The sequence below is a fragment of the Methylobacterium sp. A54F genome, assembly GCF_053346035.1.
In genome coordinates, this window is sequence record NZ_JBKFBF010000001.1 from 468,092 (window position 1) to 493,600 (window position 25,509).

The 25,509-nt window shown below is 75.1% G+C and carries 26 protein-coding genes; 4 read left to right on the forward strand and 22 right to left on the reverse strand.

Annotation, left to right across the window (positions count from 1 at the left end; genetic code table 11):
• Window positions 1-747 (reverse strand): YebC/PmpR family DNA-binding transcriptional regulator, encoded by a 747-nt coding sequence (locus ACLBXP_RS02305; protein ID WP_447665919.1) that lies wholly within the window; start codon window positions 745-747, stop codon window positions 1-3.
• A 170-nt stretch (window positions 748-917) separates the two neighbouring features.
• Window positions 918-1,166 (reverse strand): DUF6894 family protein, encoded by a 249-nt coding sequence (locus tag ACLBXP_RS02310; protein ID WP_447665921.1) that lies wholly within the window; start codon window positions 1,164-1,166, stop codon window positions 918-920.
• 83 nt (window positions 1,167-1,249) lie between these two features.
• Between ACLBXP_RS02310 and ACLBXP_RS02315 the strand changes: the two genes are divergently transcribed.
• Window positions 1,250-2,701: a DEAD/DEAH box helicase family protein gene (locus tag ACLBXP_RS02315; protein ID WP_447665922.1), complete on the forward strand. Its 1,452-nt coding sequence runs from the start codon at window positions 1,250-1,252 to the stop codon at window positions 2,699-2,701.
• Between the two features lie 34 nt (window positions 2,702-2,735).
• Here the strand turns inward: ACLBXP_RS02315 and ACLBXP_RS02320 are convergent, their stop codons facing one another.
• Window positions 2,736-3,167, reverse strand: coding sequence for a helix-turn-helix domain-containing protein (locus ACLBXP_RS02320; RefSeq protein ID WP_447665924.1), 432 nt, complete (start codon window positions 3,165-3,167; stop codon window positions 2,736-2,738).
• Window positions 3,168-3,348: 181 nt separating this feature from the next.
• A complete protein-coding gene (locus tag ACLBXP_RS02325) occupies window positions 3,349-4,980 on the reverse strand; it encodes a dihydroxyacetone kinase subunit DhaK (protein WP_447665925.1) in 1,632 nt (543 codons plus the stop codon).
• A 122-nt stretch (window positions 4,981-5,102) separates the two neighbouring features.
• Here ACLBXP_RS02325 and ACLBXP_RS02330 point away from each other — a divergent pair, with 122 nt between their 5' ends.
• Window positions 5,103-5,786, forward strand: coding sequence for a glutathione S-transferase family protein (locus tag ACLBXP_RS02330; protein ID WP_447665927.1), 684 nt, complete (start codon window positions 5,103-5,105; stop codon window positions 5,784-5,786).
• Window positions 5,787-5,805: 19 nt separating this feature from the next.
• On the opposite strand, the gene ACLBXP_RS02335 is transcribed toward ACLBXP_RS02330, so the two are convergent.
• From ACLBXP_RS02335 to ACLBXP_RS02355, 5 genes are all read right to left on the reverse strand, one after another.
• Window positions 5,806-6,282, reverse strand: coding sequence for a cytochrome c-type biogenesis protein (locus ACLBXP_RS02335; RefSeq protein ID WP_447665929.1), 477 nt, complete (start codon window positions 6,280-6,282; stop codon window positions 5,806-5,808).
• A gap of 8 nt (window positions 6,283-6,290) precedes the next feature.
• Window positions 6,291-8,294, reverse strand: a complete 2,004-nt coding sequence (locus tag ACLBXP_RS02340) for a heme lyase CcmF/NrfE family subunit (RefSeq protein ID WP_447665931.1) — start codon at window positions 8,292-8,294, stop codon at window positions 6,291-6,293.
• A 24-nt stretch (window positions 8,295-8,318) separates the two neighbouring features.
• The gene (gene ccmE / locus ACLBXP_RS02345; RefSeq protein WP_447665933.1) at window positions 8,319-8,828 is read right to left on the reverse strand and encodes a cytochrome c maturation protein CcmE; all 510 of its coding nucleotides are present in this window, start codon (window positions 8,826-8,828) and stop codon (window positions 8,319-8,321) included.
• Between the two features lie 127 nt (window positions 8,829-8,955).
• The gene (gene ccmI, locus ACLBXP_RS02350) at window positions 8,956-10,455 is read right to left on the reverse strand and encodes a c-type cytochrome biogenesis protein CcmI (RefSeq protein ID WP_447665934.1); all 1,500 of its coding nucleotides are present in this window, start codon (window positions 10,453-10,455) and stop codon (window positions 8,956-8,958) included.
• A 199-nt stretch (window positions 10,456-10,654) separates the two neighbouring features.
• Window positions 10,655-12,073 carry a sensor histidine kinase gene (locus tag ACLBXP_RS02355; protein WP_447665935.1) on the reverse strand — a complete coding sequence of 473 codons (1,419 nt, stop codon included), beginning with the start codon at window positions 12,071-12,073 and terminating at the stop codon, window positions 10,655-10,657.
• A 273-nt stretch (window positions 12,074-12,346) separates the two neighbouring features.
• Between ACLBXP_RS02355 and ACLBXP_RS02360 the strand changes: the two genes are divergently transcribed.
• Entirely contained in the window at window positions 12,347-12,646 is a 300-nt protein-coding gene (locus tag ACLBXP_RS02360) for a nucleotidyltransferase family protein (RefSeq protein WP_447665936.1), read from the forward strand.
• Window positions 12,646-13,020, forward strand: a complete 375-nt coding sequence (locus ACLBXP_RS02365) for a HepT-like ribonuclease domain-containing protein (protein WP_447665938.1) — start codon at window positions 12,646-12,648, stop codon at window positions 13,018-13,020. Before ACLBXP_RS02360 ends, ACLBXP_RS02365 begins: the two co-directional genes overlap by 1 nt.
• Before the next feature lie 44 nt (window positions 13,021-13,064).
• On the opposite strand, the gene ACLBXP_RS02370 is transcribed toward ACLBXP_RS02365, so the two are convergent.
• The 13 genes from ACLBXP_RS02370 to ACLBXP_RS02430 all read right to left on the reverse strand — a co-directional run bounded on the left by ACLBXP_RS02370 (window position 13,065) and on the right by ACLBXP_RS02430 (window position 25,499).
• On the reverse strand, window positions 13,065-13,742 hold the full coding sequence (locus tag ACLBXP_RS02370) for a response regulator transcription factor (protein ID WP_447665940.1): 678 nt from the start codon (window positions 13,740-13,742) through the stop codon (window positions 13,065-13,067).
• A 41-nt stretch (window positions 13,743-13,783) separates the two neighbouring features.
• Complete coding sequence (locus tag ACLBXP_RS02375; RefSeq protein WP_447665941.1) at window positions 13,784-14,158, reverse strand: PepSY domain-containing protein; 375 nt, start codon at window positions 14,156-14,158, stop codon at window positions 13,784-13,786.
• A gap of 223 nt (window positions 14,159-14,381) precedes the next feature.
• Window positions 14,382-14,591: a hypothetical protein gene (locus tag ACLBXP_RS02380; RefSeq protein ID WP_447665943.1), complete on the reverse strand. Its 210-nt coding sequence runs from the start codon at window positions 14,589-14,591 to the stop codon at window positions 14,382-14,384.
• A 21-nt stretch (window positions 14,592-14,612) separates the two neighbouring features.
• Window positions 14,613-14,966, reverse strand: coding sequence for a hypothetical protein (locus tag ACLBXP_RS02385; protein WP_447665945.1), 354 nt, complete (start codon window positions 14,964-14,966; stop codon window positions 14,613-14,615).
• A 154-nt stretch (window positions 14,967-15,120) separates the two neighbouring features.
• Complete coding sequence (locus tag ACLBXP_RS02390) at window positions 15,121-15,639, reverse strand: hypothetical protein (RefSeq protein ID WP_447665946.1); 519 nt, start codon at window positions 15,637-15,639, stop codon at window positions 15,121-15,123.
• 35 nt (window positions 15,640-15,674) lie between these two features.
• Entirely contained in the window at window positions 15,675-16,301 is a 627-nt protein-coding gene (locus ACLBXP_RS02395; protein ID WP_447666207.1) for a lysozyme, read from the reverse strand.
• Window positions 16,302-16,336: 35 nt separating this feature from the next.
• Window positions 16,337-17,311, reverse strand: a complete 975-nt coding sequence (locus tag ACLBXP_RS02400) for a hypothetical protein (protein WP_447665947.1) — start codon at window positions 17,309-17,311, stop codon at window positions 16,337-16,339.
• Between the two features lie 6 nt (window positions 17,312-17,317).
• The gene (locus ACLBXP_RS02405; protein WP_447665948.1) at window positions 17,318-18,310 is read right to left on the reverse strand and encodes a DUF2793 domain-containing protein; all 993 of its coding nucleotides are present in this window, start codon (window positions 18,308-18,310) and stop codon (window positions 17,318-17,320) included.
• 24 nt (window positions 18,311-18,334) lie between these two features.
• Window positions 18,335-22,234, reverse strand: a complete 3,900-nt coding sequence (locus tag ACLBXP_RS02410; protein WP_447665950.1) for a baseplate multidomain protein megatron — start codon at window positions 22,232-22,234, stop codon at window positions 18,335-18,337.
• Between the two features lie 76 nt (window positions 22,235-22,310).
• Window positions 22,311-23,393 (reverse strand): acyltransferase family protein, encoded by a 1,083-nt coding sequence (locus tag ACLBXP_RS02415; RefSeq protein WP_447665951.1) that lies wholly within the window; start codon window positions 23,391-23,393, stop codon window positions 22,311-22,313.
• An 84-nt stretch (window positions 23,394-23,477) separates the two neighbouring features.
• Window positions 23,478-23,921, reverse strand: coding sequence for a peptidase P60 (locus tag ACLBXP_RS02420; RefSeq protein WP_447665953.1), 444 nt, complete (start codon window positions 23,919-23,921; stop codon window positions 23,478-23,480).
• A gap of 23 nt (window positions 23,922-23,944) precedes the next feature.
• The gene (locus ACLBXP_RS02425; protein WP_447665955.1) at window positions 23,945-24,832 is read right to left on the reverse strand and encodes a DUF2163 domain-containing protein; all 888 of its coding nucleotides are present in this window, start codon (window positions 24,830-24,832) and stop codon (window positions 23,945-23,947) included.
• 10 nt (window positions 24,833-24,842) lie between these two features.
• Window positions 24,843-25,499, reverse strand: coding sequence for a phage distal tail protein, Rcc01695 family (locus ACLBXP_RS02430; protein WP_447665956.1), 657 nt, complete (start codon window positions 25,497-25,499; stop codon window positions 24,843-24,845).
• Between the last annotated feature and the right edge of the window lie 10 nt (window positions 25,500-25,509).

Below are 25,509 nucleotides of genomic sequence, written 5' to 3' on the forward strand. Positions count from 1 at the left end.
TCAGGCTTCGAGCTTCGCGATCAGCGCCTCGGAGAGGGCGAAGTTGACGTAGACGTTCTGGACGTCGTCCTGATCCTCGATCACCTCGACGAGGCGGATCAGCTTCTCGCCGGTCTCGTCGTCCACGTCGACCGTGTTCTGGGCCTTCCAGATCAGTGCCGTGCGGCTCGGCTCGCCGAAGCGGGCCTCGAGCGCCTTGCTGACCTCGCCGTAGGCTTCCTGCGCGCAGGTGACCTCGTGGCCGTCCTCGCCGGAGCGGACGTCGTCGGCGCCCGCCTCGATCGCGGCCTCGAGCATCGTATCGGCGTCGGCCACGGCGGCCGGATAGGCGACGACGCCGACCCGGTCGAACATGAAGGCGACCGCGCCGGTCTCGGCGAGGCTGCCGCCGGACTTGGTGAAGGCCGAGCGCACGTCCGAGGCGGTGCGGTTGCGGTTGTCCGTCTGCGCCTCGACGATCAGGGCCGCGCCGCCGGGGCCGTAGCCCTCGTAGCGGATCTCCTCGTAGTTATCGCCCTCGCCGCCGGCCGCCTTCTTGATGGCGCGCTCGATGTTGTCCTTGGGCATGTTCTCGGCGCGGGCGGCGAGCACCGCGGCGCGCAGGCGCGGGTTCATCGCGGGGTCCGGCGTGCCGAGCTTCGCCGCGACCGTGATCTCGCGGGCGAGCTTGCCGAAGAGCTTCGAGCGGACCGCGTCCACGCGGCCCTTGCGGTGCATGATGTTCTTGAACTGGGAATGGCCGGCCATGGCGTGACCTGTCTCGCGTCTCTCGCGACGGAGGCCGGCGCGCCCTGCTCGGGGCCGTCCTCGACGTCGTGGCGTTGGGAAGGGGCGGTTATAGGCCTGCCCTCAGCCCCGAGGCAACGGAGGCGCTCCCCGCGGGGCGACCGGGCCCCGTCGCCCCGCCCGCCGCCGGATCAGGCGGCCCGCGCTCTCTCGCCCGTCCGGTTGCCCGTGAAGGGCCGGAGCAGCACGCGCCGCCCCTTTAGGTCGTGCACGCTAACCTGCCAAGCCGCCCAGTCGCTCCGGTCCTCCAGGCGCTCCATCACCCGGCGGGCCACCTCGTCGGCCTTGCCGGGCAGGCGGCCGGGTGCGCGGATGTCCGCGCCGATCGCGTCGAAGACGCATTCGAGGCCGTTGATGCAGTGGAACCGATAGCGCGCCATGGGTATCGAACCTCCGGTCCGGCGAGGGTTATGGTAACCTTTCGTTCACTCTATGTTCTAGTCGTCGGGGAGGCGCAGGCAAGATGGCGATGCGGTCGCAGGCGCAGCGCGCTGTGGACGGGGCGGCGGGCGAGCCCCTGGTGGCGCGTCCGCACCAGCGCGAGGCTGCAGCGGCGATCCTGGCCGCCCGCGCGGCGGGTCGCCCCGGCTTCCTGCTCGGGGACCTGACCGGCCTCGGCAAGACCCTGTCGGCCTGGGGGGCGCTCCAGGCGATGCCGGAGGCGGAGGTGCTGATCGTCTGCCCGAAGGGCGCCATGCCGCAATGGCGCCGGACGATCGCGCGGGCCGGCGGGAGCGCGAAGTCCGTCACACTGATCAACTACGAGCGCACCAAGGCGCTGATGGCGCCGCCGCCCGCGAGCACGCGGCGCTCGACGCGGGCGAAGAACAACGAACTCGCCAAGCACGGCCGCCTGCGCCGAAGCTGGCCGCTCGTGGTGTTCGACGAGAGCCACCGGCTGCGCAACCCCTACGCCCAGCAGAGTCTCGTCTGCCGCCAGCTCGCGGACGCCGCAGCCTTCACCCTCTACCTCAGCGCGACCGCCGGGCAGGCACCCCACGAACTGTCCTATCTCGGCCGCCTGCTCGGGGCGGCGGTCGGGCAGCCGACCGGGACGCTCGCCGAGTTCCGGGGCCTGATGCAGCGGCTCGGGATCGGCCGGGCCAAGGGGCGCTGGGTGAACTGGTCCTGGGAGGCGAACCCGCGCGACTGCGCGGTGATGGCCGACCTGCTCTATCGCGGCGCCGACGCGATCGGCCTGCGGCGGCGGCCCGGCGACATCGCCGGCTGGCCGGAGGTGCAGCGCGAGTTGCAGCCGACCGCCCTGAAGCCCGACGAGCGCCGCCTCTACGAGGCCACCTGGCGGGAGTTCCGCCGCGAATGGGGTCTCCTCGGCGGCAGCACCCGCCGGCCGGCCGGGTGGGCCGCCGATCTCCGCTTCCGCCAGAAGGCGAGCCTGCTGCGGGTGGCCGGCACCGCCGAGTTCGTGGAGGGCCTGCTGGAGGCCGACCAGCAGGTCGCGATCTCGGTCGCCTTCCTCGAGACGGGCGAGGCCCTCGTCGCCGCGCTCGAGGCCCGCGGCTGGCGCGCGGCCAGCCTCGACGGCACCCGCGGCGCCGACGCGAACGAGGCGGCCCGCCAGGCCTTCCAGACGGGCGCCTGCGACGCCATCGTGTTCACGGTGACCGAATCGATCTCGCTCCACCGCAACGAGATGCCTGGGGGCGAGCGGGTCCGTTCCCTCGTCGTGCACGACATGCGCCACAGCGCGATCCAGCTCGCGCAGATCGAGGGCCGCTGCCATCGCGACGGCGAGGCGGCCACGATCTACTACGCCTTCGCGGAGGACACGGTGGAGGAGGTGATCGGCGCGACGGTGATCGGCCGGATGCGGGCCATGGATGCGATGGCCGGCGAAGAGACCGGGATGCTCGATGCCATCATGGCCTGCATGGCGCGCGCGGACGCCGCCTGAGCGGGTGTATGCGAAGGCCCCCTCGAAGCCGGCCTCAGGCCGCGTCGACGGGTCCGTCGGGCTCGCCAGCGGTCGCTGCCGTCTCGTAGAGGCGCGCCGCCGACCGGACGAGGGAGAGCACGTCCCGCCGCACCTGGTCGTCCTCGATGCGCCCGTAGGCCTTCACGAGGTCGAGGGCGCCCGGCACCCGCAGGAAGCTCAGGTTCGGCTCGGCGTCCTCGGCGGCTTCCGACTGCTCCGTGAAGAAGGTTGAGACGGGCACGCTCAGGAGGTCGGCGATGGCCTGCAGGCGCCCGGCGCCCACGCGGTTGCGCCCGGCCTCGTACTTCTGCACCTGCTGGAAGCTCACGCCGATCGCGTTGCCCAGCGCCGTCTGGCTGATGCCCTGTGCGATCCGGAGCGCGGCGATGCGGCTCCCGATCGACTGGTCGGCTTCCGTGGCCTGCTTGGGTTTGGGTGCGGACATGGGCTGCGGCTCAGGCTGTGGGCGCTGCGCGAGGCCCACCTTCAGCCTCGGAAAATTGTATGCGAAATGCAATCAAAAAATGCATCTTGTGCGCATCTGAACCCTTAAATCCGACAACTCAGAGATGCAAGCGCGGCGGCGCGCCCTCCCGGCACTGCTCGTGGACCGTTGCAGGGTTGCCTCAGGTCGCAGCAAGGGCCGCGAAGACGCGCGCCACCGCGACCGCGCCAGGGTCCGGATGGCCGGCAAGGTCGGCTGCGGCGAGGTAGCTCGACCGCCCCGTCGCCGCCCGATCCATGGTAGCGGTGGCGGCGGCACCGCGCTCCGCCGCGGCGGCTGCCTCCGGCAGGCCGCCGGTCGCCAGGGCAGCGGCGGCCGGGATCAGCGCATCGAGGAGCGTGCGGTCGCCGGGGCCGGCACCCCCGTACTGACGCAGCCGCTCCACACCCGCCTCGACCGCGGCCGGCCAGGCGGCGCCCGCCGCGAGCCCTGAGCCCAGGGCGGAGAAGAAGATCGCCATCAGCACCCCGCTCGAACCGCCGGCCGCCCGGCCGATCCGCTCGCCGAGCGCGTGGCAGAGGGCGGCGGGGTCGGCTTGCGGCAGGGTGTCGAGGACGTCGAGGACGGCCCGGGCCGCCCCCGCGAAGGTGGTGCCGGTGTCCCCGTCGCCGACCTTCGCGTCGAGGGCGTTCAGCTCCGCCTCCGCCGCCACGAGCGCCTCGCAGGCGGCACCGACCGCCGCGGCCACCGCCGGGTCGCGGGAGGGCGGGGCGGCGGGCCCCGCCGCGAGTTCGGCGGGCAGTGCCCGCACCGCGGCCGGCGCGACCGGCACGGCCCGCGGCCAGGCCGCCACCGGCGTCTCGGCCCGCAGCGCCGCCTCGAGCGCGGCGTCGAGGGCGAGGACGGAGACCGAAGCGCCGTGCATGTCGAGGGCCGTCATCGCGGCGGCCGGCCCGAGCAGAAGCGTCACCCGGCCGCCGAGCGGCGTGCCGAGGAGCGCCCGCGTCAGGAGCTGCATCTCCAGGGCGGTCGTCGCACCGAGATTGTTGACGAGAAGCGCCAGCGGGGCGGCGTCCGGGAGCGTCGCCGCGACGCGCCCCATCATCAGGTCCGCGAGCGCGCGCGCATCGGGCAACGCGATGCGCTCGGCGCCCGGCTCGCCATGGATGCCGAGGCCGAGCTCGGCCTGCCCCTCGGCGAGGCGCGCCTCCGGGCGGCTGCCCGGCACCGTCGCGGTCGAGACCGCGATCCCGAGGGAGCGGGTCCGGGCCGCGGCGCGCCGGGCGAGGTCGGCGACCTCCGCGAGCGGGCGGCCCGCCGCCGCCGCGTGGCCCGCGACCTTGTGCACGAACAGGGTGCCGGCGAGGCCTCGGGGCTGGGCGGCGCCCGGCAGGGCGACGTCGTCGGCCACGAGGACGGTCTCGACCTGCCGCCCCAGCGCCCGCGCGCGCTCCGCCGCGAGCCCGAAGTTGAGGCGGTCGCCGGCGTAGTTCTTCACGACGAGCAGGCAGCCCGCCGGCCCGGTGACGGCGAGGATGCCGGCGAGCACCGCATCGACGGAGGGCGAGGCGAAGACGTCCCCGCACACCGCGGCGGTGAGGAGACCGGGGCCGACGAAGCCCGCATGCGCCGGCTCGTGGCCCGAGCCGCCGCCCGAGACCACCGCGACGGCCTCCGGGTCCGGCTCGGCCCGCAGGACGACGCGAATCTCCGGATAGCCGTCGAGCCGGGCGAGGCGGCCGCCGCTCGTGGCAAGCAGACCGTCGATTGCATCCGTCACGAGGCTCGCGCGGGTGTTGAGGAAATGGCTCATCGGATCGGCTCCGGGCGGAGGCGGATACGGCGAAGATAGGCGTGTCCGCGCCGCGACCAGGGGGCCTTCCGCGCGCCGCCGCCCTCTGGCAGACCGGTGCCTCTCGAGCGCGGGACGAGCCCATGATCACCTTCTACTTCAACGGCACGCCGAACCCCACGAAGGTCGCCCTCCTGCTGGAGGAGCTGGAGCTGCCCTACGAGCCGGTGCCGGTCGACACGCGCCGGGGCGATCAGTTCGCGGCCGCCTACCGCGCCGTGAACCCGAACGCGAAGGTGCCCGCGATCGTCGACGACGGCGTCACCGTCTTCGACAGCAACGCCATCCTGCTCTACCTCGCGGAGAAGACCGGCCGCTTCCTGCCGCAGGATCCGGCCGAGCGCGGGCCCTTCCTGTCCTGGCTGATGTTCGTCGCCTCGGGCATCGGGCCGTTCTCGGGCCAGGCCGTCCACTTCCGGCACTTCGCCCCCGAGCCGGTGCCCTACGCGCGGGACCGCTACGCCTACGAGGCGCGCCGCCATTACGGCGTGCTCGACGCCCACCTCGCCGACCGGGCCCACATGGTCGGGGACGCCTACACGGTGGTGGACATGGGCGTGTGGGCCTGGGCGCGGATGATCCCCTTCGTCCTCGGCGAGGAGGCCTGGGCCGCCTTCCCGAACCTGCGCCGGCTGCACGACGCCGTGGCGGGGCGCCCGGCGGCGGCCCGCGCCCTCGCGCTGAAGGAGCGCTTCCCCTTCAAGGCCGAGATGGACGCCGAGGCCCGCACGCACATGTTCAAGCACCTTGCGCCGCCCGCGGCCTGAGCGCGGGTCGCCGTCCGGGTCAGACCGAGCGGCGGTCGCGGTTCAGCAGGGCCTCGACCTCGGCGGTCTCGGCCTCGGTCAGCCGACGCTCGGGCGGGGGAGCCTTGCGCCGGGCGAGGCGCCAGAGGGCGAGGCCGCCCAGGAGGACGACGAGGATGGGCGTCAGCCAGAGCAGCAGCGTGTGCCAGGCCAGCACCGGGCGCAGCAGAACGAACTCGCCGTATCGGCGCACCACGTAATCCTCGACGCCCTGGTCGGTGTCGCCGGCCTTGAGGCGCTCGCGGACCAGGACGCGCAGGTCGCGGGCGAGCGGCGCATCGGAATCGTCGATCGACTGATTCTGGCAGACGAGGCAGCGCAGGCCGGCCGAGATCGACCGGGCCCGGTGCTCCAGGCCCGGATCCTTCAGGACCTCGTCGGGCTGGACGGCGCCCGCCGGCCCCGAGACCAGCACGAGGGCGAGGAGCGCGAGGCGCAGGGCGGCCGGTGACCTCATCCGGGGCCTCACTCCGCCGGCACCGCGGACGGCGGCAGCGCCTTGGCCCGCGCCCGGGCCGGCGCGCCGACGCGCATGCGGCGGTCGGTGAGGGAGACGGCCCCGCCCAGCGCCATCACCACGGCGCCGAGCCAGATCAGCAGCACCAGGGGCTTGTAGTAGAGGCGCAGGCCCACCGTGCCGTCGGGCTGCATCTCGCCGAGGCTGGCATAGACCTGGCTCGCCCCCACGGTGAGCAGGCCCGACTCCGTCACCGTCATGCGCCGGCTCGGGTAGAAGCGCTTCCCGGTGTCGACGTGGCCGACCTCGTCGCCGGCGCGGCTGCGCACCGTCAGAAAGGCCGCCGTCTCCTCGTAGTTCGGGCCGGAGCGGGGGGCGACGCGGTCGAGGGTCGCGACGTAGGGGCCGGTGGCGAGGCTCTCGCCGGCCTTGAGCGTCGCGAGCCCCTCGGTCGCCCAGCCCTGCGCGGCGATGCCGAGCACGACCACGCCGACGCCCGCATGCGCCAGCGCCGTGCCGAAGGCCGAGCGCGGCAGGCCGAGGGCCCGTCGCAGGATCGCGGCGGCGCCCCGCGCCCGGCCCGCCCCGTAGCCGCGGGCGCGAGCGAAGACCTCGAGGCCCGAGCCGATGATCAGGTAGGCGCCGAGCCCGATCCCCACCGGCGCCAGCACCGGGCCGCCCCAGGTCAACGCCAGCGCCGCGAGGCCGACCGCCAGCGCGAGGCCGAGGGCGAAGAACAGGCGCTGCGCGGCAGCGAGCGCGTCGCCCCGCTTCCAGGCGAGCGTCTGGCCGAAGGGGACGATCAGCAGCAGCGGCACCGCGAGCGGCAGGAAGGTGCTGTTGAAGAAGGGCGGGCCCACCGAGATCTTGTCGCCCGTCAGCATCTCGAGGAGCAGCGGGTACAGGGTGCCGACCAGCACCGTGGCGCAGGCCGCCACCAGGAACAGGTTGTTGAGGACGAGGCTACCCTCGCGGGAGATCGGCGCGAACAGGCCGCCCTGGCGCAGCAGCGGCGCCCGCCAGGCGAACAGGGTCAGCGAGCCGCCGATGAACAGCACCAGGATCGCGAGGATGAAGACGCCGCGGGTCGGGTCGGTCGCGAAGGTGTGGACCGAGGTCAGCACGCCGGAACGCACGATGAAGGTGCCGAGGAGCGAGAGCGAGAAGGTCAGGATGGCGAGCAGCACCGTCCAGACCTTGAGGGCGTCCCGCTTCTCCATGACGACGGTGGAGTGCAGGAGCGCCGTGCCGGCGAGCCAGGGCATCAGGGAGGCGTTCTCGACCGGGTCCCAGAACCACCAGCCGCCCCAGCCGAGCTCGTAATAGGCCCAGTAGGAGCCCATCGCGATGCCGAGGGTGAGGAACGCCCAGGCGGTGAGCGTCCAGGGTCGCACGGCCCGGGCCCAGACCGCGTCGATGCGCCCGTCGATCAGCGCCGCGATGGCGAACGCGAAGGTGATCGAGAAGCCGACGTAGCCGAGGTAGAGCAGCGGCGGATGCACCGCGAGCCCGAAATCCTGCAGGAGCGGGTTGAGGTCGTTGCCCTCGGTCGGTGCCGGGACGGCGCGGCTGAAGGGGTTCGAGGTCGTGATGATGAACAGCACGAACACGAAGGTGATGAGGCCCTGGACGCCGAGGGTGTTCGCCCGCAGCACCGGCGGCACCGCGGTGCGGGCGACCGCCACCAGCGCCCCGAACAAGGTGAGGATGAGGACCCAGAGGAGCATCGAGCCCTCGTGATTCCCCCACACGCCGGACAGCTTGTAGATGAAGGGCTTCGTGGTGTGCGAGTTCTCGACCACGTTCTGGACGGAGAAGTCCGAGGTGGCGTGGGCGTAGGTCAGCGCCGCGAAGGCGAACAGGATGCACGCGAAGGCCCCGAGCGCCGCCGGCGTCGCCACCTGGCGCAGCGCCGGATCGCCCGAGCGGGCGGACCAGACCGGCATCACCGCCTGGACCAGGGAGAGCGCGAGCGCGAGCGCGAGCGCGAAGTGTCCGACCTCGACGAGCACGGGTGCGGTGTCCTTTCCTGTCGCTCAGCGCTCGCTGCGGGGACCGAGGCTGCCCTCGGCGGCCGCGGCCTTCGGCGACGCCTGCCCGGCCGCCTTGCCGCCGCCTTCCTGCCAGCGTCCCTGCGCCTTCAGCGCGTCGGCGACTTCGCGGGGCATGTAGGTCTCGTCGTGCTTGGCGAGCACGGTGTCGGCCCGGAACACGCCGCCGGGCTGCAGCGTGCCCTCGGCCACCACGCCCTGGCCCTCGCGGAACAGGTCCGGCAGCAGGCCGCGATACTGCACCTGGACCGTGGCGTTGGTGTCGGTCACCGAGAAGTCGACGGTCTGGTCGGGGCCGCGCTGGAGGGAGCCCTCCTTCACGAGGCCGCCGAGGCGGAAGCGGGTGCCGGGGGCCACGCCCTGGGCGGTGACCTCCGTGGGCGAGCGGAAGAACACGATCGAGCCGCTCATCGCGAACAGGATGAGGCCGACCGCGAGCGTCAGCACGGAGCCCGCGGCGGCGATCAGGATCAGGCGGCGGCTCTTGCGCGTCACGGCTTTTCCGTCCCGGTGGGTCGTTCAGGGCCAGGCCTGGGCAGCCCTGATATCTGTTACCGCTGGGTGTCGGTCCCTGGGAGCCCCGGGTCAAGGCCCGGGCGGGCGCCCGCCCCGAGACCGATTGTCAGGGCTTGCCCGCCGAGCCGTGCAGGTCGAGCTCCCGGGCGAGGCCGTCGAGGCGCAGCACCGCCGTGGCGTCGGCGGCGAGCGCCATGCGCGCCCGGTCGAGGGTCTGGGAGGCCCGCACGCGCTCGCCCAGCGCGCTGTAGGAGCGCACGAGGCGCAGCCACTCGTCGGCGGTGCCGCCCTTGGCCGCGAGCCGCCGGTCGAGGTTCGACACCATCGCGCGGATCGCCGCGTCGCGCTCGGCGGCCGGCATCGCCTTCACGGCGGCGACCGCCGCCTCGGTGTCGGCCCGCGCCTCCGGATCGGCGGCGGCGACGCTCGTGGGCGGCTTGCCGGGCGCGCGGCCCTGGGCGCCCTCGACGAGCCCGAGGTCCCGCGCACCCGCCTCCAGGCGCTCGACGGCGCCCCTGTCGGGCCCCAGGGCCTCGCGGGCCCGGTCGAGGGTGGCGCGCGCCTTGTCGCGCTCGTTCAGCACGAGGCGCGAACGGATCAGGCGCAGCCACTCGTCGGGGCTGCCGCCCTGCTTGGCGAGGCGCTGGTCAAGCCCCTCGACCATGCCCCGGATCGCGGCGTTTTGATCGGCCGGCGCCCCGGCGGCGGGCGCCGCGTTCGCGTTCGGGGCGGCCTCCGGCGGAGCTTCGGGGGCCGGCTCGCCCTTCAGGCGGGCGAGATTCTGGCGGACCATCGGGAGCCAGGTGGCATCGGCGGGGGCGCCCTCGCTGAGGGTCGTGAGCTGGCGGATCGCCTCCGGGGTGTCGCCCGCCTGCTCGGCCGCGCGGGCGAGGTAGAAGCGGGGCTTGGCCGCCGCGGGATCGCGGGCGAGCGCCCGCTCGAAGATCGCCTTGGCCTCGGGCGGCACCGTGCCGTTCCCGGCCGCCACCAGCGCCTCGCCCCACTCGGCGAGGACCTCCGGGGGCTCGCCCTTGATCCGGGCCACGGCCCCGTAGGCGCGGGCCGCGTCCTCGAAGCGGCCGAGCCGCATGTAGACGGGGGCGAGCACCGCCCAGCCGCGGACGTCGTCCGGGTCGCTCGCCAGCCGGGCCTCGATCTGCCCCACCGCCCGCATCAGGTCCTGGCTGCTCGTCTGGGCGGCCTGCCGGTCGGAGGCGGTCTGCGCGGGGAGGTTCGGCGAGCCGTAGAGGCCGTAGGCGATCAGGGCCACGAGGGGGATCGTGGAGAGCGCGAAGGCGGAAGCCGCGCGGCGCTGGCGCAGGTGGGGCTCGGCGAGGTCGGCGGCCTCCGCCGTGCCGCCCTCGCGGCTCGCGCGCAGGAGGCGGCGGGCGGCCTCGGTGCGGGCGGCTTCGGCCTCGTCGGGCGCGATCAGGCCGCGGCCGAGGTCGCGCTCGATCTCGGCGAGCTGGTCCTCGTAGAACCCGGTCTCGGTGGCGAGGCCCGCCGTGTCCGGCGCTCCGGCGCGCAGGCGGCGCGACAGCGGCCAGAGCAGCGCCAGCACCGCCCCCGCCGTCATCAGTGCCAGGATGAACCAGATCGCCGTCATCGGACCCTAACGTATCGGGACCGAGCGGCCCGCTCCCGGAAGTCAGCCATGTAAAGCCGGGGGCATGGGCGCACGAGTCCATCCCCGGTGACACGGTGTCACGCGCGAGGGCACGCCCGTCGGGTTTGCCTCGCCCGCCCGAGCTTAACCGCTCGGCCGCGCGAGGCAAACCGAGCGGGCGCCCCGGGCCCGCAGCCCCTCAGTGGGGAGCGGCCCCCGCCGGGGCGTCGCCGGGCACCTCCAGCACGGCGCGCAGGCCTCCGAGCGCCGCCTCCTCCAGGCGGAAGCGGCCCCGGTAGAGGGCGGCGAGGTCGGCCACGATCGAGAGGCCGAGCCCCGAGCCGGGCTTGGTCTCGTCGAGGCGCCGCCCCCGCCCGAGCACCGCCGAGCGCGCCTCCGGCGGCAGGCCCGGCCCGTCATCCTCGATCGCGACGAGGAGGTGGGGATACTCGTCCTGCGCGACGGCCTCGGCCCGGATCGCCACGCGCCCGTTCGCCCACTTCGAGGCGTTGTCGACGAGGTTGCCGACCATCTCCTCGAAATCCTGCCGCTCGCCCCGGAAGCGCAGGCCCGGCGGGACGCTGACCTCGTAGGCGATGTCCTTGTCGCGGTAGATCTTGCCGAAGGTGCGCACGAGGCCGGCCAGCGCCGGCTCGACCTCCGTCGAGGTGCCGAGGGTGCCGGCGAGCGCCGCCGCACGGGCCCGGTCGAGGTGGTAGTTCACCTGGTCGCGCATCACCGCGGCCTGCTCGCGGATCTTGTGGGCGAGGTCGTCCGGCGCGTCGGCGCCCCCGACCTCGTTGACGATGATCGAGAGCGGGGTCTTGAGGGCGTGGGCGAGGTTGCCGACCTGGGTGCGGGCCCGCTCCAGGATCTCGCGGTTCGTCTCGATGAGGAGGTTCACCTCGCCGGCTACCGGCGCGATGTCGCGTGGGTAGGAGCCGGTGATGCGGTCGGCCTCGCCGCGCCGGATGGCGCCGAGGGCCGCGCGCATCTGCGCGAGGGGCGCGAGGCCGAAGCGGATCTGCAGGAGCGTGGTGAGCGCGAGGAACAGGCCGAGGAGCCCGAAGGTGACGAACAGCGAGAAGCGGAAGCGATCGACGTCGTTGACGATCTCGTCGGCGGGTCCCGCCACCCGGACGGTGTAGCGGCCCTCCTCCCCGAGATCGACGTCGCGCTCGATGATGCGCAGGAGGCGGTCGTCCTGGCCCCGGCCGTAGCCCTGGCGGATCTGGCCGACGCCCGCCTTGCCGTCCGGGCTGGTGGCGGGCTTGAGCGGCACGCCGACGAGGGAGCGCGAGGTGCGCAGGTCCCGGGGCTTGGCGTCCGGCCGCCCCACCTGCCAGTACCAGCCGGAGAGCGGCAGGTCGAAGCGGGGGTCGCCGAGCGAGAAGGACCGGCTCTCGGGGTCGCTCGGCGAGACGAGGTCGGTGGCGAGGTTGTTGGCGAAGACGAGGAGCCGGCTGTCGAAGGCGCGCTCGGTGTTCTCGCGGTAGAGCGTCGTGAGGATCCAGGCGGCGATCAGCAGGATCGCCGAGCTCGCGAGCAGCGCCGAGACGGCGAGGCGCACGGCGATCGAGCGCTGGCGCAGCGAGAGGAGGTCGAGGAGGGCGGTCATCGATGCTGGGCGGCCAGGGCTCTCGGGCGGCGTCGCGTCCGGGCGCAGCATAGCGCCGGCGCGCCCTGCGGTATCATCGCGGCCCCGAGGAGGCGAATCCAACCATGACCCTCTCGATGCGGCTCCCGCCCGTGACCGCATTCTGAGGTGCACCGTGCCGGCGGGTCTCGAACGAGGGCGGGCAGCCGACACGACGGCAAATGTACACCCACGCGACGGTGTCGGACCCACCGCGTCGTGGCGCATCCCAGCGCGACGGGATAGGATGGCGATGTGAGACGCGAGGATGCCATAGTCCGCCTCAGGGCGGCGGAGCCCGAGATCCGGGCCTTCGGCGTGGGGACCCTGTACCTGTTCGGTTCGGTGGCCCGCGACGAGGCGCGCGCGGATTCCGACATCGACGTGTTCGTGGAGCCTGCCACGGAGCGTTTCTACAGCCTGACCAACTACATGGGCGTCTACCTGCGTCTCGTCGAAGCATTCCCCGGGCTTGCGGTCGGCTATTCGACGCGGGATGGCTTATCCAAGCACATCCTCCCTGAGGTCGAGCGCGAGGCCATCCGCATCTTCTGATGGCACCCAGCAGGAACCCGCGAGCCCGCCTAGGGCATATTCAAGACGAGATTGCGCAGCTGCGCGCGGCGACGGTTGGGCAGACATTCGCCTCGTTCGCTGCATCCTACGTGATGCGGCGAACGACCGAGCACGCGATCCTGATCATCTCGGAGGCTGTCCGGGCGCTGCCGCAGGACATGATCGATCGCCACCCTGGCCCGGCGTGGCCGGAGATCCGCGGAATCGGCAACGTGCTACGCCACGACTATTTCGCGGTCGAGCCGCCGGTGCTCTGGAACATCCTCACGCTTCATCTGCCGCCCCTGGCGGACGCGATCGAGGCGATGATCGCGGCATCGGACGGCCCGGCCCCGCCTCCGCAGGGCGCTTGAGCCAAGTCGGCTCCGCCTGCCGCAGGAATCCAGCGTAGCAGGTATCACACCCGCGCGGCGGGCTGGTTCGGATCCACGAGGTAGCCGAGGCCCCGCACGGTCTGGATCAGATCGACGGCGAGCTTCTTGCGCAGGCGGCCGACGAAGACCTCGATGGTGTTCGAGTCGCGGTCGAAGTCCTGGTCGTAGAGGTGCTCCGTCAGCTCCGCGCGGGAGACCACGCGCCCGGTGTGGTGCATCAGGTATGAGAGCAGCCGGTACTCGTGGCTCGTGAGCTTGATCGGGTTGCCGTCCACGAAGACCCGCCCCGAGCGCGTGTCGAGGGTGACGGGGCCGCAGGTGATCTGGCTGGAGGCGTGCCCCGCGGCGCGGCGCAGCAGCGCGCGGACCCGCGCCATCAGCTCCTCCATGTGGAAGGGCTTGGTCACGTAGTCGTCGGCGCCGGCATCGAAGCCGTCGACCTTGTCCGACCAGCGGTCGCGGGCGGTGAGGATGATCACCGGGGTCTTCACCCCGTTCCGGCGCCAGCGCTGGAGCACGGTGACGCCGTCGGCCTTCGGCAGGCCCATGTCGAGGATGATGGCGTCGTAGGGCTCGTTCTCGCCGAGATAGCCGCCCTCCTCGCCGTCGAAGGCCTTGTCGGCGACGTAGCCGGCCTCCTCCAGGGCGTTCACGACCTGCCGGTTGATATCCCGGTCATCCTCCACGACGAGAAGGCGCAAGGGCTCGCTCCGTGTTCATGGGCGCGGATCAGGGCGCGCCCTCAGTATTGGCCGGCGACCTGGCCCGTCTTGGCATCCACCATCACGTGCACGAAGTGCCCGTCCCGGCGCAAGGCCGTGAGCATGTAGACGAGGCCGTCCTCGTGCCGGCACAGCATCGCCCGCTGGATGTCGGCCCGCGGGATCACCGTGCGGGCGGCGCGGATCGCGGCCACCGGCTCGATCACCCGGCCCTCCGAGACCGCCTCGCGGAGGTCGGCGGGAGCCAGGCAGTTCTCGGCCCGCGGCGCCGGGGCGCTCTGGACCTGCGCCACGCGGGCGGACTGCCCGGTCTCGTCCGCCAGCGAGCCGAGGCCGCCCGTCGCGAGGGCCGCGACGGTCGAGCAGGCTAACAGCAGGACGAGGACGTGTCGCATGGGTTGCAGATATCCGGCCGGAGCACTGAATGCCCCCTGAATAGCTCCGTCCCGGGCACCCCGGGCGCGCGGCGGGGCGGAGGCCGGGGGCAGCGGAGGGGCTTCGATCCTGTGTTGGCGCATCGGGGGCGATCCGGCTCGTGGGGAGCCATACGGGCGAGGGCGATTCCGGTTCCCTGTCCACAGGGGTGAAGCGCCGCCGCAGGGCGCGCACCGGGGGCCATCACGCCTCGGCGGTCGCCGCCATCCGCTCGCGACTCGCCCGCAGCACGAGGCTCGCGAGGGCCTGCGCGTCGGCATGGTCGAGGGCGGCCCGGCGCAGGAGGACGACCGAGGCCTCGAAGCGCCGGCGCGCGGACCGCAGGCGCAGGGCGGCCTCGGGCAGGCGGGCACACCCGGGGGGCGGGGGCTGCGGGATCGGTCGGAGGGGCATGCGCGTCTCGCTCAGTGGGTATCAGGGGTGCGGCTGGCGCCTGGACTCGGCGGCGAGGCGCAGGATCGCGTCGAACGTCTCCCGCGCGCGCTCGTCGTTGCGCTCGACGCCGCGGGCGATCTCGGCGGCGAGGCGCGCGAGTTCCTCCAGCACGCGCGTGCGGCTCTCGATGGCCGCCGCGACGGCGGCGTTGGTCTGCGAGGCGCGCTCCAGGGCCGTCGCGGTGGCGCCCGCCTCGCCGATGCGGGCCTCGAGGCCCCGCAGGTTCTCCCGGTGCAGGTGCAGGCAGGCGAGGCCGAGCAGGACCGCGACGATCCAGCCCGCCCCGCCCTCGCTGAACAGCAGGCGGGCGGCCTCCAGGGCGATCTTCTCCATCATCGGCTCCGAGCCTGATGCTCCCGAGGCAGGCCCCGGGAACCGGCCCGGCGAACGCGGTCCGCGCGCTGCCCGGCCGGCGCCGCCCGGCCGTTCCGTCCCCTTCAGGAGGAGGCCGAGGACGGGAACAGCCGCCCGGACAGGCTCCGCGGGCTCACGGGCGGCGCGCCGTGCGGCGGGCGGCCTCGATCGCGGGACCGAGGGTGTTGCGGGCCTCCGCGGCCGGCTCCAGGGGCAGGCTGCGGAACACCTTCTCGGCGAGGCCCTCCAGGCCCCCCGCCTCGCGCAGGAGCCAGGCGGGCGCCTGGTCGGCCGCCCGCTGCACCGCCTGGGCGATCACCGCGGAGCCGAGGGGCACCGTCAGGGTCCGGCCCTTCACGGCCCCCGCCACCGCGTTGAGGGCGTAGTCGGCGACGTTGCGCACCAGGCGCTCCACCAGGGTGCTGGTCACGAGGACGCGTAAGGGGCCGGCGACCCGGGCGAGGAGCCCGGTGGCGGCCGCCGCCGCGAGGGGCACGGCCGCGGCCGCGGCTCCCTGCGCGGCCGCCGCGAGGGCGTCGCCCCAGGGCAGGACGGCCGCCTCGGCGGCTCCGGCCGCGGCGGTGGCCACGAGCGGCCCGACGAGGAGGGCGAGCGCCGCGAGGGCGGGGCGGACGAGGGTACGGGTCTGCATGGGCGGGGTCTCCGTCGTGCTGGGGTAAGGGCGGTTCAGGGCCGGCCGAGGCGGGCCCGGACGGCGCGCCAGAGACGGCCGAGGGGGCCTGGTGCGCCGGGCGCCGCGGGGGGCATCGGGGTGGGCTCGGAGGGGCGCAGGGTGCGGCGCGGCCGCGCCGGTGGCCCGGCGCCCGGCCGCGGGGACGAGACCGGGGCGGGATCGCCGCGGCGGGCGCGCGGTAGCGCCTCCGCGTAGGGGGTCCGGAACTGGTCGTACTCGGCCTGCCGCCGGGGGATCAGCACGGCGGGCCGGTTCCAGAGCAGGATGGCCTCGGCCGCCCCGGCCCGGTCGCCCGCCCGCAGGCGGCGCAGCACGCTGGAGCGCAGGAAGGCCGCGGGTCCGATGTTGAAGCAGAGCGAGACCAGGGCGTCGAAGGCGTGGGGCGGCAGGGGGCCCGGCAGGGCGTCGGCGACGACGCGGGCGAAGGCGGCGACGTCGCGGGCGAAGATCGCGTCGCAGGTCTGCGCGTCGAGGGTCAGGCCCGGCGTCACGGCCGGCGGCCCCGCCGCACTGGTGTGGCCGACCCCGATGGTCCAGATGCCGGCGGCGTCGCGGTAGGCCGCGAGGCGCCGGCCCTCGCGCGCGACGAGCGCCGCCCGTCCGATGGCGCTGAGCTCCATCGCGTGTGTCATCGACCTGTCTCCGGAGGGGGGCCTCAGGCCCAGTTGAGGACGCCGTTGAGGTCGTCGGCGGTGATGCCGGCGGTGTTGGTGTCGGCCGCCGCGAGGGTGGTCGCGTAGGCGAGCCCGGCCGTGAACGGCTGCGGCACCGGGAATTGCAGGCTCACGGTCTGCCCGGCCGGGACGAGGATCGTGTGCTGGGGCGCGTCCGTGCCGACGGCCGGCGGGCTCGCCCGGTTGTAGAGCTTGAGGAAGCGCGCCGCGGAGGCCGCGCTCGACACCACGAGGCCGTAGAGGTTGGCCGGGCCCGCCTTGACGAGGGTCGGGTTGAGGCCGGCCGCCACCTTGATGCGGGTGGCGGTGGTGCCGCAGGGCAGGCCCGCGCCGGACGGCAGGCAGGCCAGCGTCTGGGGGGCGAGCGCCGCCCGCCGCAGCACGATGCCGACGCTCGAGGCGCCGGCGCCGCCGTAGACCGCCTGCCGCACCCGGAACCAGCGCTCCGGGACGCTCGCGGCGAACAGCCCCGGGGCCATCGTGAAGGCGGCCGCCGGGCCGCCGCCGGGGGGCTGCATCAGCCGGGCGGCCCAGGTGCCGTCCTGGCCGTCGCTCGAGTCGGTGCTGACCTCGAAGGCGAGCAGGCTGCCGGCCGCCACCGCCGCGACGGAGAGCGCCACCGTGCCGTAGCCGTCCGTGCGCAGGGCCGCGAGGGTGCCGGCCGCGCTGGCGCTGAAGGGCGAGCCCGGCGGCACCAGCGTGTCCTGGGCGCCGTCCTCGTAGAGGATGAGCAGGGCGTCCGTGGGAGCCATCGCGGCGGTGTCGGCCTTGAGGGTCAGGGTGCCGGCCGCGTAGGCCGCGAGGCCGAGGTCGGGGTCGCCCGCGAGGTAGAGGGGGGCGTTGGCGGTGGTGTTGACGATGGCGAGCACCTGGGCGGCCGCGAGGCCCGGCAGCCCCAGGAGCGTGACCTGCCGGGCGCCCGGCGCGAAGGTGTAGGCGAGGGCTTGGCGCTTCATGTCGGGTCATCCGTAGAGGAGGGCGGCGAGGCGGGCGGAGCGCGCGTCGAGGGCGCGGCCGTCGGCGCGCTGGTAGTGGCGCACCCGCCAGTTGCCGGCGGCGTCCGAGGTCGCCAGCGCGGTGTCGCCGGGCGCCGCGGCGATGGATCGCGCGCCCGGCAGGACCAGCTGGGTCGCGTGGTGGACGAGGGCCGGCGCCCCGGCGAAGCGGATGAGGCGCAGGCAGCGCGGGCGCGTGCCGAACGCGGCGATGCTGCCCGAGCCCGTGATCGCCACGAGGAGGCTCCCGGCCGCGCCGAGGTCGGTGGTGGCCGCGGCCGGAAGGCTCGTCTCGGCGGCGAGGAAGTCGATGCCCCCGCTCGCCCGGTCGACCCGCAGCGCCTCCCGCCAGGCGGCTCCGTCCGCCGAGACCTTGAGCACGAGGTCGTCGCCGCCCACGAGGCCGATCTCGGCCCGCCCCGCGTAGCCGGACTGCAGCAGCAGCGAGAGGACGTCGGCCGGGGCCTCCTTGTTGAGGGTGTAGCGCAGGTGGCCCGTGCCGCCCTCGGCCCGCGGCCGGGCGGTCCAGAGGGCGGCGTTGAGCTTCGCCGCGAAGGGGACGAGCGCGTCCGCCGTCGTGCCGATTCCGAGGCGGGCGAGGCCGTCGAGGGCGTCGATGCGGGGGCGGAACGGCGCCCAGGCGGCGCCGTCGTACAGGTAGAGCGCGGCCTCGTCGGTGAGGTAGGCGAGGAAACCCGCCCGCGGCTCGGTGGCGGCCCAGACGCCGTCCTCGAAGCGCACGATCCGCCCGGCGAGCCCGGTCCAGGCCCCGCCGGGATTCGGGGCGACGATGTAGCGGTCGCCCTCGGCCGGGCTCGGCGGCGGCTGCGCCAGGTCCTTGTCCCGGGCTGCGACCTGGACGAGGGCGTCGAGGAGCGTGAGCGCCTCATTGTGGGTGACGTGCTTCTGCGCCTGGCCCGCCGCCAGGAGCGGCAGGCCGAGGTTGCGGGTGTTCGGCATCGGCCGGCTCCTCTGGGGGGTGGGTCAGGCGGCGCGCACCGGCACCCGGGCCCGCAGCGCCGCGCCGGGGCCCGCCACCGGGCTCACCTGCGACACCGCCACGTCGAGCTCCCGGCAGGGGGCGCCGAAATCGACGGCCTCGTCGGCGTAGAGGAGGGTCGGGGCGGTCGTCGCGACCTCGCGCAGGCTGCGCCCGTCCGGCCGCAGGATCGCGACCGCGTAGGCCTCCGCCGGCTCGTCGAGGGGGATCTCCACGGGCTCCCAGGCGTCGGCGGCGGAGCGCGCCCGGCGGATCCAGCTGAGGCGGATGCCGCCGGGCTCGCGCCGGGCGCGGAGCTGCACGGGGCTCAGGGGCCGCAGGGCGGCGAGGCCCGCGCTCGCGGTGAACTCGGCGAAGAGCGGGTCGCCGGGATCGCGGTCGGCGGGGCCGATCCGGTAGCGGAAGGGCCGGCCCGCCTCGTCGAGGCGGTCGACCAGGGGCACCACCGCCCCGTCGTCGAGGCGCACGATCAGGCTGCCGGCGGGCGCCGGCCGGGCGGCTGCGGCCTCGCTGCCGGCCAGCCCCCGGATCAGCCGGGCGAGCCGGTAGGTGCGCGGCCCGGTGAGCGCGACGTCGGCCGCGGACAGGATCTCGGTCGTGCCGTCCGGCGCCACCACCGCGAACAGGTTGGCGCCGCCGAGGGCGGCCCCCTCGTCCACGGCGCCGAGGCCGCCCGCATGGCGCAGGCTCACGTCGAGGCGCGCGCCCCTGTCGAACCGCCAGAGGGGCCCCGGCGGCAGCGCGCTCAGCGTCTCGCCGAGGCAGGCGGGGAAGTCGATCAGGCCGCGCAGCGCCAGCGGCGCCTCGGGACCGTCCGAGCGCCACAGCGCCAGCGCGCCGGGCCACGGCTCGGCCGCCGCGGCGAGGACCTGCAGGGCGGGCGGCGCGCCGCGGGTGAGGGGCAGGTCGAGGGCGCGGGCGAAGGGCCGGCCGGGGAAGACGGCCGGCACCGGCGCGGGCCGGGCGGGCGGCTGCAGGCCGGTCGCCGGCGGGGGCCGGTTCCGCGCCGGGACCGCCCGCGCCTCGATCCGGCGCCCGGCCGGGCCGTCGTCGATGCGGGCGATGCGGTGGAGGCCGGAGGCGTCCGGCAGGGCCAAGAGGTCGCCGGGCTCCAGCTCCAGGCGGCGCGGCCCGAGGGTGAAGGTCGCGCCCTCGCGCCCCGCCACCGCGGCGTCGAGGAGCGCCTCGGCCAGGGCCTCCGCCGCATCGCGCCGGAGCACCAGGGCGGTCTCGACCCGGCTCTCGCGGCGCCGGCCGCCGGCCGGGCGGATGGCCACCGCCTGCGCCCGCCGGTACGCGGTGCTCTCGGCATCGCTGAAGCCGATCTCGACGCTGCGCGGCAGGGCGCTCTCCTCGCTGCGGACACGGGCCAGGGGGGCCTCGTCGGGAGCGGCCTGCACGAGCTCGTCCGCCGCGATCGGGACCGCGTCCCCGCGCTCGGCCCCGCGCACCGTGAAGCGGCCGGCGCCGGCCGAGACGTCGAGGCCGTAGGCCTGCGCCAGGGGCTCCAGCGCGGCGCGGCCGGAGAGCGGCCGGTCGATCACGTAGCCGTCGCACCAGGCGGCGACCGAGAGCTGAGCCGGCGCATCGATGCCGAGATCGGCGAGGATCGCGGGGATCAGCCGATCGAGGTCGCAGCCCTCGATGCGGCCGGTGAGCCAGTGCCCCACGCCCCAGTTCCGGGCATCGGCCCAGATGCCGTCGAAGTCCGGGAAGGTCGGGAAGGGCCGCGCGTCCCAGCACCACAGGAACAGGGCGTCCGCCGGCACCATGCGCCCGCCGTAGACCGGCGAGACCGGGTTGTGGGCGGGTACGAAGCCCGGCACCGCCGGATCGAAGCGGCCGATCAGCGCCTCCAGCGCCCGGACCTGGATCAGCGGGTCCTGGCGGCCGCGCGAGAAGGGCGGCAGGGCGCTCTCGGAGGATTTCGGGTCCGGGAAGACGTTCGGGCCGTTCGTGCCCTTGTCCACCGCGGGCACCCCGACCTCGGTGAGCCAGATCGGCTTGCCCGCCGGCACCCAGGCGGTCGTGCGGGTCTCGACCCCGTTGTCGCGCTCGACGTGGGGGTTCGACCACCAGCCCACGAGGTCCTTCGGGCGGTAGATCCAGGGCTTGTCCGCAGCCCCGTCGGTGATCGGCGTGCGCCGCTGCGCCGCCCGGTCGGCGGAACTCGCGTAGTACCAGTCGAACGCCTCGCCGGCCGCGAGCCGGCCCTTCAGGTAGGCGCGGTCGTGGATCGCGTCCGCGAGCGCCCGGTCGGCGTGGTCCGGCGCGTCGCGCCAGTCGCTGAGCGGCGGGTAGAAGTCGATCCCGACGGCGTCGACCGCCGGGTCGGCCCAGAGGGCGTCGAGGGGGAAGCGGACGCTCGCGCCGCCGTCCCGGACGTCGGCGCCGTACTCGGTCCAGTCGGCCGCGTAGGTGAGCGCCACGCCGGGTCCGAGGCGGGTGCGCACCTCCGCGGCGAGCGCCCGCAGCTGGGCCACCGCCGGGTAGGCGCCGCCCGCCCCCCGGAGGCGGGTCAGGCCCGGGAGCTCACTGCCGAGGATGAAGCCCGCGATGTCGATGCCGGCGGCCGCCCACTGCGCGGCGAGGCCCGCGTAGTGGCGCACCTGCGCCCGATACCCCTGCGCGCCCGCGAAGAAGGCCGCGACCTGCGCGTCCGCCGCCGCGGTGCCCTCCGGGCTGCCGGGCCGGCCCGGCGCCGGGTCGCAGGTGATGCGCCCCCGCCAGGGGTAGGCGGGCTGGCCGCCGGCTGCGGGGTCGCGCGGGTCGGGCAGGGCGTTGCCCTGGGGCACGTCCATCATCACGAACGGGTAGAGCACCACCGCGAGGCCGCGGGCGCGCAGTTCGGCCACGAGGCGCCCGAGCCCTGCGTCGGAGGGCGTGCCACCGAAGGCCGGGCCGCCGCCGGGGGCCGTGGAGACGATTTCGGCGGCCTCGCGGCCGAGTCCCGCCACCGACCAGACGTCCCCGGTCGTCGCCTTGCCGCGGTGCTCGACCTTCGGCACCACCCGGCACTGCCCGGCGCGCAGGTCGTCCCCGAACCACGCCACCACCACCGAGACCCGGGCGAGCCGCGGGCACAGGGCCTGCAGCGCGTCGAGGGAGGCGATCACGTCGGCCTCGCGCTGGAACTGGAAGCGGTTCGCCGCCCGGGACTCGCCGAAGCCCGCATCGACGCTGACGCGCACGCTGTCGAGGCCGAACTCGGTGGCGCCGGGAACGAGGTTCACGGCGCGCACCAGTGGCGCGAGGCCGTTGACCGGCCGCACCACCTCGAAGGCGAATTGCGGCACCCGGTTGCCGAAATCGGCGAGCGGGAGCCGCTCGAACACCACGTAGGCGAGCCCCCGGTAGGCGGGTGCGGCGCCCGCGCCCTCCTTGGCGACGATGAGCGGGTCCGGCGCCTGGTCGGGCCCTCCGGTGTGGACCCGGCAGGTCAGGGTGGTCAGGTCGAGCTCGCGCCCGTCCGCCCAGATCCGGCGCACGAAGGCGATCTCTCCCTCGCACAGCCCGATCGCGAGGTTGGCGTAGTAGGCGTAGGCCGTGCGCGTCGTGCGCTGGCCGCCCCCGCCCTTCGCGCCCGCCGCGCGCTCGACGCTGGTGCTCGCGACCTCGAGGGGGCGCGTCGCCCAGATCAGGGTACCGCCGATCCGGGCCCGGCCGTAGACCCGCGGCACCGGCTCGCCCTCGGTGGAGCTCAGCCCGGCGACGTCGGCGAGGCGCGGGCCCTCCACGTGGCGGGGCGAGGACCCACCGACGAGCGCCCTGTCGATGGCCGAGCCCGCGAGCGAGCCCGCCGTCCGGCCCAGCACGGCACCGATCGGCCCCCCGAGCGCCGAGCCGGCCGCCTCACCCGCCGTGGACAGGATGAGCGTGGCCATCGGAGGCTCCGGGAAGTGTTTGGTGCTGGACGGATGTCCGGTGTGGTGCGGCGGCCCCCTACCGGCCTGCGCCGGCTCAGGCCGCGGCCGGTTGCCCCCGCAGCCCCGCGATCCACCGGCGCAGCGCCGGCAGGCGGTCGAGGGCCGGGCGCTCGACGAGGTGCCAGCTCAGGAGGCCGAGGCCGGTGGCGACGGCGAGGACCAGGGCCGCCATGGCCCAGGGGGAGAGCTGCGGCGCGTGCAGGATCAGGAGGCACTGCACCGGCCAGGCGTAGAGGTAGAGCCCGTAGGAGGGGTCGGCCGCGTTCGCCGCGAGGCTGAGCGCGGTCGGGCGCACCGCGAAGGCGAACCAGAAGATCAGGTAGCCGCCCAGCAGCGCGAAGGCGGGCTCGGCCAGGGGCCCGACGCACAGCAGCGGCGCGAGCAGGGCCGCCGCGCCGCCGGCCCCGCGGGCCGTGTAGCGGATCCGCGCAGCGAACAGCTGGAAGGCGCCCCCGCAGGCGAACAGGAAGCCGAGCCGGATCATCTCCGAGAGGGTGCCGAGCGCCGTCCCCGGCTGCCCCACCGGCAGGAGGAGCGGCCGCACCAGCACGAGCCCGGCGAGGACCGCGAGGAGCGCGAGGTAGCGCCGGTCGTCGCGGAACACCCCGAGCTTCGCCACGAGGCCGAGGAGCAGGTAGCAGCCGAACTCGATCGGGATCGTCCACATCGCCCCGTTGAGGATCGGGTAGGACAGGTCCGCGAAGGCCCCGGGGACCACCGGGATCAGCAGCAGGGCGAGGCGCGCGAGGCTCCCGTGCGCCGAGGCGCCCGCGAGGTCGCCGCCCGCCAGGGGCGCCACCACGGCGATGCAGACCAGGGAGGCGACGACGAAGCCCGGGTAGATCCGCACCGCGCGGCGCGCCACGTAGTCGGCAAACGAGGTCCGGTTGCGGTAGCTGCGCGTGACGAGGTAGCCGCTCACCAGGAAGAAGCCGTCGACGGCCAGCTCCCCGAACGACAGCGTACCGAAGGCCCGCGTCAGCAGCTCGCGGGAGCGGTCGCCGTCGACGAGCTCCGGCGCGTGCGAGAGCACGACGAGGGCGGCCAGGATCAGGCGGATCGCGCCGATGTTGTTGGCGCGGCTCGCATCCTCCCGGGCCGCGGGGATGGCCGGCATCGCGGCGGGTCTCCGGGCGGTGTGGCGGGGCGGGTTCGGATCGACCCTAGCGCATCCGGGGGCCCTCGCGCCGTCGTGCCCCGGTCACACCGCGCCCGGAAACCGGAAGACGTATCGCAGGTGGCGGCGCCACCAGGGCGTGAGCGCGACCTCCGTCACCGCGGCGCCGTCATGGGCGTGGATCATCGCGGCCGGGCCCGTCGCGATGGCGCAGTGGCGGGCCGGCAGGTGCGCCCGGAAGCCGAAGAGCAGGACGTGGCCGGGAGCGATCCGCTTATCCGGCACGGGCAGCAGGTGGCGGAGCGCGGCCTCCGCCAGCGGGTCGCTGCCGGCCGGCGCCGACTCGGCCCAGCTCCCCGCGTAGGGTGGCGGCGTCTCCGGCTCCGGCCCGAGGAGTCCGCGCCAGACCCCGCGCAGGAGGCCGAGGCAGTCGCAGCCGATGCCGGGGAGCGAGGCCTGGTGCCGGTAGGGCGTGCCGAGCCAGAGCCGCGCCTGCGCGACCACGGCCTCGGGCGTGACGTCACGCATCGGTGCCTCCACGGTCCATCGCCTCAGGTGCCGACCGGGCGGAACAGGCTGCCGCCGTCGAGGCCGGGGCCGGAGCCCGGGGCGTAGCGGAGCACGAAGTCGTTGCCCGGCATGTGCGGGAATCCCTGGAAGTTCGGGACGTTGGCGAAGGTGTCCCGGCAGGTGGCGAGGCGCTTGTCGCAGCCCGCCGTGAGCGTGAAGGCGTCGCCGGGCGCGATCGGCCGCGGCGGCGCCTCCCAGAGGTCGAGGCTGCCGGCCGTGGCCGTCCGCACGTCGCCGGCCAGCCCCGCATTGGCGCCCCCGGTCCAGGCCAGGCGGCCGGCGGCGAAGAGGGTGTCCGGGAACGCGCCCGCCAGCGCCGCCGTGAAGCGGCCGGGCGCCTCCGCGGCGAGGACCGTGCCGGTGGTCCGGAACCGCCCGAGGTCGACGCGGCAGCGCATGTCACCGAGATCGGCCCCGCAGGTGGCGCCGTAGGTCCGGCCGCGGGTCGCGTCGAGGCGGTCCATCAGGCCGCGCAGCTCGGCCACGAAGGCCGCGCCGGTGCGGCGGATCTCGCCGAGGCTCGCCACGTCGAGGAGGAGGCGGGCGGCCGGGTCCGTCCAGTCGACGATCCAGGTCTCGACGCTCGCCCCGTCGTAGAGGCCGCCCGCGACGTCGGCCTCGGTGAGGCCGAGCCCCGTGAGCGCCCCCGCCACCTCGCCGCCCGAGACCGCGAAGCCGAGCTCGGCGCTGGCCTCCGCCGCCTCGAGCCCGCTGCGGGCCGCGTAGACGAGGCCCCCGAAGGTGAGGTCGCGGTCGTGGTCGGTGAAGCCGAGGCTCGCCCCGTCGCGCCGGCGCAGCGCCCAGCAGTGGCACAGCGTGGTGGCGCCCCCCGAGAGGCGCGTGGCGAGGGCGGGCGGCAGGTCGCGCATGGGGCCTCCCTCAGGGCACGATCTCGATCAGGGGCACCCGCGGGATCTCGCCCGCCGTGAAAGCCTCGAGGTCGATGCCGAGGCTGTCCGTGTCGAAGCGGACGGGCACGTCGAACTCGAAGCCCGCCGTCACCGCGGCCCCCGCGGGCGGCACCGCGCCGGCCGCGAAGGTGACGAGGCCGGTGGCGGGGTCGCAGGCGAACTGGCCGCGGGCGGCCTCGGTCCCGTTCACCGCCACCCGCACGGTGCCGTCCACCGGCTTGGCGATGAGCCGCCGGTAGGGGAGGGGCCCGCCGCCCGCGACCCGGTCCGAATAGGTCTTGGCGAGCGCGAAGGCGCGGTTGGCGCCGTCGCCGGTGCCGAGGGGCTGGTCGGTCGGGCCCGGCGCCCGCGAGGGCAGGCCGGAGCGGAAATCGACCCGGTCGCGGTAGCGGAAGCCGTAGAGGCGGCCGCGCCGCGCCTCGAAGAAGGCCAGCACGGCGTGCAGCGCGTCGAGGCTGCGCACGCCGAAGCCCGCCTCGTAGCGCCGCCGGGAATCCGCCCAGCGGCCGTTGCGGTGCTCGCGGCCCGAGGCCAGGGTGACGATCTCGGTGAGCCGCACCGGGCCGCCGCTGCCGCGCAGCGAGACGTCGAGGGGGAAGCGCACCTCGTGGAAGTCGGACGCCATCCGGGCCTCC

Bases quoted from the DNA above. Each gene is read 5' to 3' on its own strand.
- ACLBXP_RS02305 (WP_447665919.1), bottom strand. From the start codon at position 747: ATGGCCGGCCATTCCCAGTTCAAGAACATCATGCACCGCAAGGGCCGC.
- ACLBXP_RS02310 (WP_447665921.1), bottom strand. From the start codon at position 1,166: ATGGCGCGCTATCGGTTCCACTGCATCAACGGCCTCGAATGCGTCTTC.
- ACLBXP_RS02355 (WP_447665935.1), bottom strand. From the start codon at position 12,073: ATGACCGCCCTCCTCGACCTCCTCTCGCTGCGCCAGCGCTCGATCGCC.
- ACLBXP_RS02410 (WP_447665950.1), bottom strand. From the start codon at position 22,234: ATGGCCACGCTCATCCTGTCCACGGCGGGTGAGGCGGCCGGCTCGGCG.
- ACLBXP_RS02430 (WP_447665956.1), bottom strand. From the start codon at position 25,499: ATGGCGTCCGACTTCCACGAGGTGCGCTTCCCCCTCGACGTCTCGCTG.
- ACLBXP_RS02315 (WP_447665922.1), top strand. From the start codon at position 1,250: ATGGCGATGCGGTCGCAGGCGCAGCGCGCTGTGGACGGGGCGGCGGGC.
- ACLBXP_RS02380 (WP_447665943.1), bottom strand. From the start codon at position 14,591: ATGCCCCTCCGACCGATCCCGCAGCCCCCGCCCCCCGGGTGTGCCCGC.
- ACLBXP_RS02420 (WP_447665953.1), bottom strand. From the start codon at position 23,921: ATGCGTGACGTCACGCCCGAGGCCGTGGTCGCGCAGGCGCGGCTCTGG.
- ACLBXP_RS02405 (WP_447665948.1), bottom strand. From the start codon at position 18,310: ATGCCGAACACCCGCAACCTCGGCCTGCCGCTCCTGGCGGCGGGCCAG.
- ACLBXP_RS02375 (WP_447665941.1), bottom strand. From the start codon at position 14,158: ATGCGACACGTCCTCGTCCTGCTGTTAGCCTGCTCGACCGTCGCGGCC.
- ACLBXP_RS02415 (WP_447665951.1), bottom strand. From the start codon at position 23,393: ATGCCGGCCATCCCCGCGGCCCGGGAGGATGCGAGCCGCGCCAACAAC.
- ACLBXP_RS02395 (WP_447666207.1), bottom strand. From the start codon at position 16,301: ATGGAGCTCAGCGCCATCGGACGGGCGGCGCTCGTCGCGCGCGAGGGC.
- ACLBXP_RS02400 (WP_447665947.1), bottom strand. From the start codon at position 17,311: ATGAAGCGCCAAGCCCTCGCCTACACCTTCGCGCCGGGCGCCCGGCAG.
- ACLBXP_RS02330 (WP_447665927.1), top strand. From the start codon at position 5,103: ATGATCACCTTCTACTTCAACGGCACGCCGAACCCCACGAAGGTCGCC.
- ACLBXP_RS02365 (WP_447665938.1), top strand. From the start codon at position 12,646: ATGGCACCCAGCAGGAACCCGCGAGCCCGCCTAGGGCATATTCAAGAC.
- ACLBXP_RS02425 (WP_447665955.1), bottom strand. From the start codon at position 24,832: ATGCGCGACCTGCCGCCCGCCCTCGCCACGCGCCTCTCGGGGGGCGCC.
- ACLBXP_RS02325 (WP_447665925.1), bottom strand. From the start codon at position 4,980: ATGAGCCATTTCCTCAACACCCGCGCGAGCCTCGTGACGGATGCAATC.
- ACLBXP_RS02390 (WP_447665946.1), bottom strand. From the start codon at position 15,639: ATGCAGACCCGTACCCTCGTCCGCCCCGCCCTCGCGGCGCTCGCCCTC.
- ACLBXP_RS02320 (WP_447665924.1), bottom strand. From the start codon at position 3,167: ATGTCCGCACCCAAACCCAAGCAGGCCACGGAAGCCGACCAGTCGATC.
- ACLBXP_RS02335 (WP_447665929.1), bottom strand. From the start codon at position 6,282: ATGAGGTCACCGGCCGCCCTGCGCCTCGCGCTCCTCGCCCTCGTGCTG.
- ACLBXP_RS02385 (WP_447665945.1), bottom strand. From the start codon at position 14,966: ATGGAGAAGATCGCCCTGGAGGCCGCCCGCCTGCTGTTCAGCGAGGGC.
- ccmI (WP_447665934.1), bottom strand. From the start codon at position 10,455: ATGACGGCGATCTGGTTCATCCTGGCACTGATGACGGCGGGGGCGGTG.